Annotated in this window: 12 protein-coding genes, 1 tRNA gene, 2 pseudogenes and 1 riboswitch; of the genes and pseudogenes, 12 read left to right on the forward strand and 3 right to left on the reverse strand. The window is 38.1% G+C overall.

Going from position 1 to position 13788, the window contains the following annotated elements:
- Positions 1-758: 758 nt before the first annotated feature.
- The 4 genes and pseudogenes from CLV59_RS10445 (at position 759) to CLV59_RS10460 (ending at position 2904) form a co-directional block, all read left to right on the forward strand.
- Complete coding sequence (locus CLV59_RS10445; protein WP_111591973.1) at positions 759-1226, forward strand: hypothetical protein; 468 nt, start codon at positions 759-761, stop codon at positions 1224-1226.
- Between the two features lie 278 nt (positions 1227-1504).
- Positions 1505-2038: pseudogene (locus tag CLV59_RS10450) on the forward strand (RHS repeat-associated core domain-containing protein); the annotation flags it as partial.
- Between the two features lie 62 nt (positions 2039-2100).
- Positions 2101-2430 carry a hypothetical protein gene (locus CLV59_RS10455; RefSeq protein ID WP_111591975.1) on the forward strand — a complete coding sequence of 110 codons (330 nt, stop codon included), beginning with the start codon at positions 2101-2103 and terminating at the stop codon, positions 2428-2430.
- 27 nt (positions 2431-2457) lie between these two features.
- Positions 2458-2904, forward strand: a complete 447-nt coding sequence (locus tag CLV59_RS10460) for a hypothetical protein (RefSeq protein ID WP_111591976.1) — start codon at positions 2458-2460, stop codon at positions 2902-2904.
- Positions 2905-3035: 131 nt separating this feature from the next.
- Here CLV59_RS10460 and CLV59_RS10465 read toward each other — a convergent pair.
- A pseudogene (locus CLV59_RS10465) lies at positions 3036-3278 on the reverse strand (helix-turn-helix domain-containing protein); the annotation flags it as partial.
- Positions 3279-3339: 61 nt separating this feature from the next.
- Between CLV59_RS10465 and CLV59_RS10470 the strand changes: the two are divergent.
- The 4 genes from CLV59_RS10470 (at position 3340) to CLV59_RS10495 (ending at position 6771) form a co-directional block, all read left to right on the forward strand.
- Positions 3340-3786: a hypothetical protein gene (locus CLV59_RS10470; RefSeq protein WP_111591978.1), complete on the forward strand. Its 447-nt coding sequence runs from the start codon at positions 3340-3342 to the stop codon at positions 3784-3786.
- 1 nt (position 3787) lies between these two features.
- Positions 3788-4186 (forward strand): hypothetical protein, encoded by a 399-nt coding sequence (locus CLV59_RS10475; protein ID WP_111591979.1) that lies wholly within the window; start codon positions 3788-3790, stop codon positions 4184-4186.
- A 914-nt stretch (positions 4187-5100) separates the two neighbouring features.
- Entirely contained in the window at positions 5101-5541 is a 441-nt protein-coding gene (locus CLV59_RS10485) for an SMI1/KNR4 family protein (RefSeq protein WP_111591981.1), read from the forward strand.
- Between the two features lie 630 nt (positions 5542-6171).
- Positions 6172-6771, forward strand: a complete 600-nt coding sequence (locus tag CLV59_RS10495; protein ID WP_111591983.1) for a hypothetical protein — start codon at positions 6172-6174, stop codon at positions 6769-6771.
- A gap of 128 nt (positions 6772-6899) precedes the next feature.
- Here the strand turns inward: CLV59_RS10495 and CLV59_RS10500 are convergent, their stop codons facing one another.
- Positions 6900-8303: a hypothetical protein gene (locus CLV59_RS10500; RefSeq protein WP_111591984.1), complete on the reverse strand. Its 1404-nt coding sequence runs from the start codon at positions 8301-8303 to the stop codon at positions 6900-6902.
- Between the two features lie 351 nt (positions 8304-8654).
- On the opposite strand from CLV59_RS10500, the gene CLV59_RS10505 reads away from it, so the two are divergent.
- Positions 8655-9029 (forward strand): hypothetical protein, encoded by a 375-nt coding sequence (locus tag CLV59_RS10505; protein ID WP_146616160.1) that lies wholly within the window; start codon positions 8655-8657, stop codon positions 9027-9029.
- A 122-nt stretch (positions 9030-9151) separates the two neighbouring features.
- On the opposite strand, the gene CLV59_RS10510 is transcribed toward CLV59_RS10505, so the two are convergent.
- Positions 9152-11518, reverse strand: coding sequence for a TonB-dependent receptor (locus CLV59_RS10510; RefSeq protein ID WP_111591986.1), 2367 nt, complete (start codon positions 11516-11518; stop codon positions 9152-9154).
- 12 nt (positions 11519-11530) lie between these two features.
- A riboswitch (TPP riboswitch) is annotated at positions 11531-11624 on the reverse strand.
- Positions 11625-11858: 234 nt separating this feature from the next.
- Here CLV59_RS10510 and CLV59_RS10515 point away from each other — a divergent pair.
- The 3 genes from CLV59_RS10515 to era all read left to right on the forward strand — a co-directional run bounded on the left by CLV59_RS10515 (position 11859) and on the right by era (position 13748).
- Positions 11859-12269, forward strand: a complete 411-nt coding sequence (locus CLV59_RS10515) for a single-stranded DNA-binding protein (RefSeq protein ID WP_111591987.1) — start codon at positions 11859-11861, stop codon at positions 12267-12269.
- Between the two features lie 291 nt (positions 12270-12560).
- Positions 12561-12632, forward strand: a tRNA-Met gene (locus CLV59_RS10520).
- 243 nt (positions 12633-12875) lie between these two features.
- Entirely contained in the window at positions 12876-13748 is an 873-nt protein-coding gene (gene era / locus CLV59_RS10525; protein WP_111591988.1) for a GTPase Era, read from the forward strand.
- The last annotated feature ends 40 nt before the right edge of the window (positions 13749-13788 follow it).

Raw genomic sequence — 13788 nt, forward strand, 5'->3', positions numbered from 1 at the left:
ACTATGAAAATGTAGCTGTCCTTATACCTGAAGCGAAAGCCGCTGATAATTTCCGTACATACTTCTTGGCGTTAACCAATTTGTAACATTTACCGTGTTAAGACTGTGATTACCCTTGATGGCGAATCCAAAGATGTATATACAAGGTCAATTCGTTAATATAATGATGAAAAAAATACTAGATATACTTGCACTTTTATTAATGGGTGTAATTGTACTAATTGAAACAGGTAGTAGAAATTATATTGTACTAGCAATACTTTATTACATATTGATTGCCTCTGTTTATTATCACTATAGATATATTATAATAGGCAAAAAATATTATAATACTGATGAAGGGCGGCCTATTTGGTCTATAATTCTTAATAATATATGTTTTTATGCCGGAATAGGAGGGGTATTTACTTTGTGGAGCGACTGGACGAGTTATCCTTGGTATCTTCTTTTACCTAGATTACTAGTTTGGATTATGGTGGGAATATTTCCAATAATTTATTATAAGAATCTTTGGAAAAAGGAATAAGATGAATTAGAAGTAAAGGAGATATTAAAATGAATGATGGCAGGAATACCTTCTAATGCTTTAATGGGAACGAAATATCCGAAGAATCGGATGAGGTATTATGGGAAGGAGTTGCAGGCGAAAGAATTTGGAAATAGAAGTGGATTGGAGTGGTATGATTATGCGGCGAGGCAGTATGATGCACAGGTAGTATCAAACAACAAAATAAAGGGACTATTATTAAATGAGTACCATGGTTAGATTATTGGGTATGTTTTTGGCCCTTATGTGTTGCAGTTGTGGCTTTAATATTACTGATGGTCCGGGACCACAGGTTAGTTCTTCTGTTGAAATTTCGCAGGAAGCCGGAACGTTTATCTGTGAATATAAAGGAAAAACAGCAGATTCCACCGCAAATGATATTCCCATAAAACAAATTTTTATTGAAAAACAATATCACTTTGTAAGAGACTTTTATCTGAAGAAAGTTATAAGTTGTTGCACTTCGCAACTTGTAATAGTTACAGAACAACCATTATCAGGTTACGCTGCTGATTGGAAGCTAAAAGATTTTACAAGACAGTCTTCTTCTTATAGAGTCATCAAAGAACTGAATGAAGTACAGTGTCCGGATTCCATTTTGTTGAACTATATTAGTCTAAATGGAAAAGGAGAAGCAGGTGGGATAATTAAAGCATATTATGTGTATAGAGTGAAATAATTAAACTGTAAACTTACAAATATGTACTTTTCTGATTACTATTAGAATGATACTAAAACTAAATTTACTTTTTTGATTCGTTGGATGACTGATATACATAACTAAATAAGCATATCAGTAGATATAATTAAACTGAAAGAGAATAGCAAAATATCCCAATTTCTGAATTCTATATTAATCGAATGTTTATTCTTCTAAATAGGAAATGGTATCTGAGTTATAATTCAGTATTGGCTCTTTAATGAAAGAGATTTAAGAAAAACTATTATTATCCGTTTGGGTTGACGATGGCGGGGATTTCTTCTAATGCCCTTGTAGGTACGAAGTATCCTGAGAATCGGATGAAGTATAATGGGAAGGAGGTGCAGAGTGAAGAGTTTGGAGATGGAAGTGGATTGGAGTGGTATGATTATGGGGCGAGGATGTATGATGCGCAGGTGGGGAGATGGCATGTGGTGGATCCAATGACAGAAATGGATGATCATTTATCCCCTTACAATTATACTCGTAATAACCCAATAAATTTGGTGGACCCGGATGGTATGTTTTCTACACATACTGATTCAAGTGGTAGGGTTATAGCAGTCTATAATGATGGTGATTTAGGAGTTTATAGACATATGAATGCTACAAGTGAAAAGGATCTTAAAAAACCTGAAAAGGGCAAAAAAAAGAAGGGTAATAAAACAAATGATACGTCAAGAGGTGGGGAGAAGATGGGAGAAACTCTTTTTTGGGATGAGTTTATTATTCCTGATACTCAAACTCAGCTGGGAAAATTGATTTTGGTACTACATGGGATGAGGCCATAAATAACCTTCATGCAGAAGCGAAGAAAATAGTTGATCTAAAAGAAATTGGAGAAAAATCAAAATTGAATCAGCCATTTGATCTGAAAAATGTTAAAACCTATGCTCCATATGGTCCAATGACTGGCAGATTATTAGATGGAAAGTATCATACAGCTCGTTCCGCCGGCAATTATCTAGCTGGTCTCAATGGAAGAACTGGAAGGTTCCTTGGACGTGGAATAACTTTTGAAACTTATATGAAATTAGCAGGAGCTTTGCAACAAGGGCAATACAATAAAGTAAATGCAGCAAAGATTGTTTTATTCGGAACAAGTTATGGACCCACCCCTTGGTATGGAGAACAGGAATATACAGGAAGGATGGTCAAATTAGGTTGGTTTTCATCAAGATAAGAGCATTCATATTAAAACCCATACATAATGAGAATATTAGTCATTGGAGGAATAGTTATTGGTATCGGCTTCGCTTTGTTCATCTTATTTTATGTAACCATTCCTAGTCGAAATGCAGATGTATATAACGAAGTAATTGCTTTGCAGTCTTCAAATGGAAAATCGCGTATATACTTGAAGAAAAAGGTTTGGGGAATGACTTCTGATAATCAGGTAATTGTTATTTCAAATTCTGCGAACAAGGAGTTCGAACCAAATAAGAATGCGGATTATTTTTTTTCCGGACTTGTACCTTTTTTGTATAAGTTCGATCACGATACATTATTTATTTATACATTGGAAAGTGCCAATGTTCCGCCCAATTTTCATTCGGATATCCATGTCATTCAAAATATAATGGATAGTCCTGAGCTATATAAATTATATGACAATGAATCATATAAGAAATTAGGAATCAGTTTGCTAAGCCGTTGACGGCTTAGGGTTGAATTATAGATGGAAGGTATTGATTGAGATTAAACTTTTAAATAAGAGCGATATCTAAATTAATTTATAATGTAAAGAGCCGGAGGCCATGACCTCTGGCTTTTTGCATCTGTTTAAGTTTAAAATTTATTAATAAGTGCATCCAGCGTATAAAGGATATGCTGTTTATCTTCCTCCGGAAAAGAAGCAAAATCGTTCAGCCTTTTAAGCATAGCCTGGTCTTTAAGCACATCCTGCTTTTTAGTCTCCCCTAACAGAAACCCCACGGTAGTATCCAGAACGTTAGCAATATTCTTCACTACATCGATAGTGGGTTTTACTTCATCTCGTTCATACTTACCGATAATAGAATGATGCACGCCGAGTTGCCGCGACGTTGAATATGCAGTGAAATTTTCAGTGACAGTTAAATATCAAGCGAATTTGACTAAAAGTGATGTGGAAGGGAATAAGGATATAAAGAATAATTATATTAGGGTTGAAGAAAGTAATCTAGAAGGAAGCTCCTATACAATGACTCGCAATTCTCAGAGTGGTGGAAATGTGGGATTATATATTACACCGGATGTCAATAGACCAGAAACGACAACTGAGTCACACGAATACGGACATGGAATCGGTTTGACTCATGCTGGTTTTAATCAGCTTGGAAAAGGTCAACCGAATATAATGGTAGCTAGAAATAGTATTGTTGATCCAGAATATCAACTTGATCCGAACGCAGAACCTAATAAAATGGATGGTGGTTTCGTTAATCCTGATAAACGCAAAGTACCCCAACAAAATATTAACGATTTGAACTTAGGGGCACTTGAATTTATCAACGGGAAAACAAATGTCGGTATTTTTGTAAATAAATATTTTGAATAATATGGTGATTAGTTTAGGACTTTGTTTGGTATTAATGCCAATAAAACCTGCAATAAGTATAACCCAACCCAAGCCATCGGATTCCCTCCATATTCCATATTTTGACCAAAAGATTTGGCAATTAGATTCGCTTGGGTGTTTAGATAAAAGAGCTGATTTCTCTGAAACGTTATTATTAAATAAGGATGGCATGATTGGTAAAAGAAGGGTGTTTATTGAGGCTCTCCTTGGAGTGCCCAATCGTTGGTCATATGATAAAAAGAATGCTTATTATTATATGACATCTGGTATTCAATGTCAGGAAAATTACTATCGTAATGGTAATTTAGTAGAGGTGTTGACGTTATGTCTAACATATAAAGGAGATACTTTAACAGATTTAATAGTATTCTTTCCATAAGGTTTATAAGGGTTATCGTCTTTTATATAATTGTATTGAGCAAAACCTGCGTGGAAAAGAGCCAAGTAGGTGAGGGAACTTGACCAACAGATAGATTTGCTTTTAGATTTTGTTGAAAGAAGGATGGATGGTATTAAGATAGGATGTGAGAAAAGCTTATATTTTACTACTTAATAACTGCAATATTGAACTGAGGAGTATGAAAAATAGGCGGCAATTATTTGCTTCCTTAATGAACGATCTTGCAAATACTGATCTTTAGTAAATGTAATTGTATGCTGTATATAGATAAGAATGAAGGTTTGATTAATTATTTATCAGGAAAGTATAGCTTAATAAGCTCCAAGTTATATAGAATGGATATTTATAATGATGCTAAATCAGATCTGATAGTTGATTTATATTTTGAGTTATTGTATACACCGGTAAATAGTCGGATCAAGCTTACTTTTACCGAGATTGAAGAGTACTCATTTTACCATCATCGGAGTAATTATTTCTATAATGTTGAACGATTAAAGTTTCTTAGAAAAGATAACTTTATGTATCTAAGTATAGATCCATACGATGAAGACCAGAATATTTCAATTGAAGATCGGGATTTTATTCTGAGTAAGAATGTAGAAGGTTATTTTATATAACTTGTAGTAAGCCACGGCCACTGCCTGCTGACCGATGGAACAGCTATGCCATTGACTGCTTCTCTTGCTTTCTGGAAAGTTTTGGGTGCTTGATAAAAATAAGATGGTGACTCATTAGTTCTGCTGAGATAAATATTAATCAAATCCCAGAAAGAAATCGTTGTTGTGTATCATATATTAGTGACAACGTATGGAGGCCAAAATGAATAGGTGTATTATCTAAAACTGAATGGTTCGTACTGAAATAAGTTGAACGTTAAATGATTATCCTGTTTGCATTTATCTGCCTGGATTTTTCTTTCTATAGATATGGATTATACAATTAAAAAGTTGGTGTCTAATCTTGAGCAAAACCCTGCTCTCACTCTTGTAGAGTTTGGAATGGTTGTTCAGAGCCTTCCATTTGATTTCCCCTTGGATTATTTAGACTATATGAAGGAATGTAACGGAGGAGAAGGTGTGATTGGCGAAGATGGTAGATATATTCGTTTTTGGCCATTAGAGGAGTTGATGAAGGCTAATGAGGATTATTCAGTTAGTGAATTTGCACCTGGACTCTTTTTCATTGGTACAGATGGTGGAGGTACTGCATTGGGATTTAAAAAAGCAACTGGTGCTTTTATAGAGATTTCATTTATAGGAATGTCTGATAATGATGCTGTTGAGCGGGGCTGGACTTTTGAAGAATTTCTGGTCTTCTTGTCAAGGGCCTAGTATTATTCAATTTATTTGTCGATTATTATATAACAAGGCCTTCAGTTAAAAGCGGTGTTTTTTACAACTGTTTAAGTTTAATTTTTTTGATCAACACATCTATCTACAAATGTTACAGTTACACCTTAAAAGTAAATGGAAAACTAAGTCGTTTACAGAGCGAAGATTTTTTATACTAGTACTCTTTTTGGTACCTAATATTATGTATGGCCAGGTTGATAACTACTATATAAGTACTCCTAGAAAGAGTATTGAGCGTGCGTATTACTTTAGGATAATGGACTCATTAGTTGCAGTAGCCCCCAACGATACCTTATATGAATGTCTTAATTGTGTGCGATTTATGAAGGATGAAACGGGGATACCATCAACTGGAAAGGTTACATATTTTGGGCAGTTTGATTTTACGAAGGAAGATTTGCGGAAATGGCATGACTGGTATGATAAGAAATACAATAAGCAAAAAACTTCAACATAATCCTCATCTATTAATAAAAGTATTACATGATTTGGTTAATGCCTATACTAATTACATGAATACTTGGAAAACAGATTTTTTTAATAAAATAACGATGAAGAAGGATGAATTTTTTATCTCTTGATACACCTACAGTAATAAAATGTTAAAGAATGAAATATTTAGCTATAATATTTAATGGTATTTTGATTTCAATGCAATTGCTTATTAGTTGCAAAAATGCAAATAATCATAAGGAAGGTCAGGACATTATCGATTCTAACAAAAATGATAGTCTGAAATACAATAATCTTATAGATAAGACCATTAATGAGTTGGATGAAGATTCAGTAGAGCTTAGCAGTATTTATAATTCATATTTACAACAGTATTCCGATTCGATAAAAATTGATACAACATTTAATTATAGTGGTAGTAAAGTTCAGATCTGTTTCCAACATTATTGTACATATGACAGCACCTTGATATTACCAGAAAAGTATATTGAGATTTACGGGATAAAAAAATTCGTTACACACAGCTTTGAATCTTCGTTAAGTGTGAAGATGAATGGTAAACGTATTATTGACACAATCATTAAGAGAAGTATGTTTGAAGATACTATTCAGACTGAGTTAGTAAAATATGGAGTGCTATTATATCCTAATTTGACTTTTAATAAAAAGAATCAAATTGAAATTGATTATAGTCTATCCATTCCGCTCACAGATGTTGGTAGAATGGTTTCATTTCCAATAAATAACATTAAGTAGTTAACGACAATGCCATCTCTTTAATTTGTGAGGGACTACATATTTTCCGTCGGTGTCTAATAGTTCCAAATAGAAATGTCCATTGGGAATTATTGAGTTGGAGATTTATTATTAATGATGAAACTTTCCTAGAAATTATACCCCATCCTCAACTTTACAGGGTCCGTCCTCGGAACATGACTATTATACAAGAAATCAAATAAAAGACTCACGTCTCCTTTCATTTTTGAGCTTACCTTATATTTCTTTTTGATTCCTAATAATGCACTCTGCGTCCAAGATTCGGGGTTAGGGATATTGGTGGTAACCTGGATGGGTTGGTAGTTTTGTTCATAGCCGCCATTCAGGAAGAAAGTGTTTTTGAGTTTCCAGTCTACAAATGAGCGGAGTCCAAGACCTTCGTTACTGAAGGCGATGTGATTAAAGCCCTGACCTAATCCTAATTTATAGGCCATGCCTATTCCTGCGACACCATTTTTATGAAATTTATAGCCGATTTGAGCGGCGATATCGCTGGTAGTAGGGTAAAAGTTGGTGTTTCGCTGAAACTGGATATTTCCGCCGTATTCGAGTCTCTGTATGAATCTTTTAGATTTCATTTCATTGGGCTTGAAGTTGGGCATTTCACCTGCATTATCCAGATCGGGAAAGTTCTTTTTGAGTTCATTCATTTTGGCGCGGGCTTCTCCCATAGAGGCGCTTACGGCCTGTGAGGCGTTGGGCCCTCCGCCAAGTCTTTGCTGAATAGCTTGTTCAACCTGGTTCCGGGTCTGTAAACCTTCTAAGTTGGGCGTTTCTCCACTGCCGCCTGCGCCAGTGCCAAGTAGGCTGGCGAGATAGCTGTTTTTAGCCATAAAGTCGTTATAGGCAGGGATTTTCTGCGCTATTTCCAGCGCTTTCTTTTCTACTTTCTTATGATCGCTGAAGGTTTCTTTCAGTTCTTTTACCTGTGCGGCATAGTAGTAGGCTTCCTTATTGATGCCTTTAAGACTCCCTGCGAGATCCGGTATTTTTCCCAGTTGGGCATTCAGCAGTTGTCTGCGGGACTGGATAAAAGATTTTGCCTCATTCAATACAGCCAGCTTATCCTGTAGAGCGGTGACGGATTCCAGACTACTGTTCAGTTTGGGCAATTGTACACCCTGGGCCTGTTTGAGAAAACTGAGCGTATTAAAGAGCGAATCTGTACTTAGGTTGTTTCCTAAGAGCTTTTTGCCTGGAATATGATCGGCTTTGGACTTTAGTTTATTTTTCAGAGCGGTATACTTATCCTGACTTTGGTCGAACATTTTTCTTGCTGAAGTGGAATCTATCTTCATCATGCGCTTTTTCATCTTCTCTTCATATTTGGAAAGACGATTCAACGCTTTTTCAGTTCTTTTAGTCAGTTGCCGATCCAGTACATCTGCTTTACGCTGGACGGTATTGTAATATTTATTCGGGATGTCTATGCTTTTCTTTATTAGGCTATCCTGTGCATTTACATGGATAGTGCATACAGCAAGAAGAATGATCAGGTATACGGGTCGCATTAAATAAAGTTAATATTAGGGCTAATGGATGTTGGACAAATATAGGATAATATTGATATTCAGAATGACAGAGATACTGAAGATTGTGATAGGAGTGATTGTTTAGTCGTTCCGGATACAAGTAATGAGATTATTTTGTAGCTTGATTAGGGGCTGATTTGTTCAATCATGAAAGGATAGGGCGAGCATTCGCAGTTTATAAAAGGCATTCATATTTTAATCAAAATAATATCCTTGTACCTTATGCAGCATACCAGTTTTAAAAAATATCCTCTTCCCTTTTTGTTGTGTGGCTTATTCCTTTCAATGTCAGGTTGCGTACCACCACAGCAGAAAAACGTTAAAATAGCAGTGGGAAATACGTCACTCAGTGAACAGCGACTTAAAATTCTTGACAGTGTGGTGTCGTTTAAAGTAGCTTATGAACGATCTCTCAACAAAGCGGAATACAGTAGTGGGCTGGAGGCTGACAAGAAGGCTTATTACAATGCTTTACATCGACTTAAATCCGCCAGGGAGGAGGTCTCCGGCAGTATCAATTTGTTATTGGCTGATACTTCTTATGGAATAAAGGAGATGGTGTCTTTCACATTTGTAGATCCATTATCCTCTTATATAAGTCCTTGCGCTTTAATTTCCAGGAGAGAATTGCTGAAGTTAACCTTGTATAATTTGAAATATATTTCATCCGATTCTGCTTTTGTTTGTCCTGGAGAACATCGATGAAGCAGGAGTGAGGAGGAGTGGGGTTTGAATTTTTTTTTTCTTTTCCTGTGATTTTTTCCTCTCTTACGCGAATAATAAAACAGTAGTGAGATGACAGCTGCACCTCACTACTGTTGTTTCACTTAGAAACCAATATTTACGCCGGCAAAGAAGTTAAATCCTGCCATTGGATAGTAATAATTATCTGGGACTACTTTCCCATTAGCATACATACCATAGGTACTGCCATTGGGTTGGTAGAGATTATTGAAGATGTTATTCAACATCAGTTGCACACCTAATTCGCGGAATAAAGGTTGTGGAATGATGTAATTGAATCGCAGGTCATTTACATAATAAGGATCAAGGCTACTTGCTTTATTGCCAGTGTTGTCCATGTATTGTCTGCTTACATATTTTCCTACCAGATCAATGTTCAGGTTTTTGATGGGTTTAGCGGTCAGGATATAACCGCCAACGAATGCAGGGGAGTAGGAGATATCAGTATTCCCGAATTGCAACGTATGAGGGGTGTTGTCCGCATCGTAGTAGATACCAGCAAAGTCCAGCACTTTGTTTTGGCTGAGGGCTGCATTGGCAGAGAGGGAGAAGATGTGATTTAATTTTACATTTCCCTGGATTTCTACACCGAGGCGGTAACTTTTAGGAATATTGGTACGTACGTAGGCACCTACATCATTGAGTTTGCCGGTTTGAACCAGTTGATTGCGGTAGTTCATGTAGTACACATTTCCTTGGATAGAGGCAATGCTATTACTCCAGTTGTATCCGGCTTCGAGGTCGCGGAGTACTTCGGGTTTCGGTTCATTAGCGCCGATATTGGATTCGAAATCCGTACGGTTAGGTTCTTTATGTCCTACAGCAAAGGAAGCAAATATCCGGTTATTGGTATTGATGTAATAATTGATACCTGCTTTAGGATTAAAGAAATTATAATTCACGTGTGGCTTGTAATCTGGCGCATCATCGAAGCCGTTCATGTTATACTGTACATTCCGGTATTGCATGTCTACAAATAATTGGAAGGCAGTGGTGAGTTTATACTGTCCCTTCCAGTAGATATTGAAATCGTTTTTGTCCGCAGGAAAGCGGTTGTATTCATGATCTTTATCGATGCCGGCATAAGCCCAGATAATTTTATCATAATGCTGACCTTCGTAACGGTTCCAGCCGCCACCGAGGCTCCAGTTGAAGCGGTTACCAGTACGATTTACAGAGAAGATACCGCCATAGAAGTAGTTGTCCAGCCAGAGTTGACGAACAAGATCTGTGGTGTCAACAGTGGCGCCATTGATTTGTACAGGCGTGAGGCCGTAATCCGAAAATGCCTGCTTCGCTTTGTACTCTTCGTAGTATCCGCGGCCACGGGTAAGGTGTCCGGCAACATTGAAATTAAGATGTGAATTAATTTCCTGGTTAAGGAATAACTGGTAATGATCTTGTTGGTAGTTATCAGTTTGATTGTCGTAAGGCGTACCTGGTTTTTCTGTACCGGCAGGATTATAGGTGCGGTCTGTTGACAACAATGCTTGTGGAACGCCATACCAGGCCTGATAAGTTTTCTCTTTTCCGGAGAATACATTCAGTCGTACTGCCGTTTTCTTGGAAATATACGCAGCTGAGGTATAGAATGATTTCAAGTCAGAAGAAGCACGATCAATATAACCGTCAGAAGATATTTTTGACAGACGTGCATCGATGGTGAAGTGATCATTGATTAATCCGGAACCCACTTTAACAGTGTGTTTCCAGCTATTGAATGAACCGAAGCTGTTGCTGATGTCGCCATAGGCTTTGTCGCGGAATTCGTTCGTACTCAGATTGAGCGTTGCACCGAATGCACCAGCTCCATTGGTAGACGTACCTACGCCGCGCTGTAACTCAATACTGTTCACAGAACTGGCGAAATCCGGCATATTCACAAAGAAAGTTCCCTGTGATTCCGCATCGTTGATGGGAATACCATTGACAGTAACATTGATACGCGTAATGTCGGAGCCGCGCACACGCATACCAGTGTAGCCAATGCCTGTACCTGCATCAGAGCTGGTCACTACGGCTGGAAGCTGACTTAACAGAATAGGTAAGTCCTGGCCAAGATTTTCTTTTTTAATCTCCTCAGCAGAAAGTGTACTGTTGACAAAAGGAGAGTTCTTGCCTGCACGGAGACTGCTGATTTCAACTGGTTTCACAAATAGGCCAGTTTCTTCCAGATGAATATCCTGTTTGGTATTGTCAGCTGTCTCAATAGGGGCGGAATATGCTTTGAAGCCTAAATATGTCGCCTGTAATTTGAATTGACCTTTCTTTTTCAGGTGGATGCTGTAATGCCCTTTGCTATCAGTCAGTGTGCCTTGTTGGTTGATGGATACGGATACCCCTTCCAAAGGTTGGCCGTTGGCTTTGTTAGTAACGGTACCGGTTACAACGGATTGTGCTTGTAAAGTACCTGCTGTACCCAGCAGTACCCACAACAGTAACTGTTTCATGTATGTGTATATATTAACTGTTTTTCACTTTCCTAACCAGCATTACCTGGTCCAGGTTCTTTGGGTGTGATCTCAGCCTGAAAGTAAGGCACCCCATGTGAAAGCGACTGAAAGTCGTTTCCGATGCAAAGGTATGCATGACCCAACGAAAAAAATAATAATTTTTATATATCCATGTCCGCAATGAAGAATGAACCACAAGATGTAAAGCAATTCGGATAGTGAAATATAGCATAATAGAGAGATACTATTCATCGCCTTGCATTTGATCATCATCGTTTCAGTCTAAATAGCGCCCACCCTGAAATGTATTGTTTAACCCGTTTAATTTTTTAATGAGATGATTAAACTACAATTGATTGGCCACCTGGGCCGCGACGCCGTATTGAAAGAAGTAAATGGCGTATCCGTATTGAATTTTACCGTAGCCGCCAATGAACGCTTTCGGAATGCAGCCGGCGTACTCCAGGAACGAACTACCTGGGTCGACTGCTCCCTCTGGGACCGACTGAATATGGCGCCTTATCTGTTACAGGGTACAATGGTCTATCTGGAAGGCTCTCCCAAAGTAGACGCCTATATTAGTAATAATACGGGGGCATTGTCAGGAGCGCTACACCTCCGCGTAGGCGCCATTCAACTACTCAGTCGTAAAGAAGAAGAAAAACGAAAAGCAACCGCCTCCAATATTCCTCCAATGCCAGAAGCGGTGCAAGAACAGGAAATGCCCGCAGATGATCTTCCTTTTTAGATCGTGAGAAGGAACCATGTCCCTGTTGCCGATGGGTGAAATTCATGTTTCGCATCCATCAAAATCCAGATCTAACCATAAAATCTAATAGTAAATATATTTATTTATCCCTCGCAAAAATGCCTTTGATCTTGGTCGGTAAATAGCCTGTAATCCGCTGCTATCAATCATTTTGGGGTTTAGTTATATAGTTGTTATCTACTATAAGTCACGCTGTTTAGCGTGACTTATTTGTGTTTTTTGAAAATATATTTGGCGCGAATAGAAAAAAACCTATCTTTGCACCCTCATTGCGAGGTAGAGCAGAGGTAGCTCGTCGGGCTCATAACCCGAAGGTCAGTGGTTCGAATCCGCTCCTCGCTACAAATAGATGCTAAGTGCATCAAAGAAACAGAGCCGAAGAAATTCGGCTTTTTTTATTTGCAGGGAGTTCATACAGCGTTTTTCTCGCATATATATACACAGCGGCGTAGATACAAAGCAGATTGAACCGGATTTTTCCGGGAATACAATATCGACAACAAGAATTTTTGATGGATATTTGAGTAAGATTACACCTTACTCCTTTGCGCTGCTACAGGAAACAACACACAACTAAACAGGGATATGATGCATAAAGCAGGTTTTGTAAACATTTTCGGTAAGCCCAATGCGGGAAAAAGCACACTGTTAAACGCTATCATCGGCGAGAAACTGGCTATTATTTCACCTAAGGTGCAAACCACCAGGCATCGTATTACCGGCGTTCTTACCGAACCTGGATACCAAATCGTTTTTTCCGATACTCCCGGAATCATCGATCCTAAATATAAACTCCATGAAAAAATGATGGGCGCCGTGAAGTCTGCCCTCGAAGATGCAGACGTCGCTCTCCTCATCATGGACGCTAAAGATAACCTGGAAGAAAACCTCGAACTCTTCAGCTCCCTTAAATTAAAGGTTCCTACCATCCTCGTCATCAATAAAATGGATAACCTCCTCCAGGAAGACGTAGATGCTCTCGTGAAAAAATGCGAGGAATGGGGCAAAGCCAAAGTAGTCGTTCCCATCTCTGCCAAACAAGGCAAAAATGTGAAAAACCTCATGGCGGAAATCGTGAACCTCCTCCCGGAAGCAAACCCATTCTATCCGGAAGATACACTAACGGATAAGTCTACACGCTTTTTCGTAGCAGAAATGGTGCGTGAAAAAATCTTCCAGTTATTCGAAGAGGAAATTCCTTATCATACTACAGTAATCGTGACACAGTTCCAGGAAAAGGAAACACTCACAAAAATTACTGCCGAAATAATTGTTACCAGAGAATCACAGAAAGCAATCATCCTTGGTGAAAAAGGAAAATCTATCCGTGAGCTGGGAACAAGAGCCCGTCAGGATATAGAGAAATTTATCGAACGTAAAGTATTCCTTGAACTGTTTGTGAAAGTAAGAGGAAAATGGCGCGATAATGACACCTTCCTGAAAGAATACGGGTACTGATTAATAAATTCCTGGTCTCCACTCCGTAGAGATACAGGTG

Origin of the sequence: Chitinophaga dinghuensis (assembly GCF_003259435.1) — a bacterium.
Classification (GTDB): Bacteria; Bacteroidota; Bacteroidia; order Chitinophagales; family Chitinophagaceae; genus Chitinophaga; species Chitinophaga dinghuensis.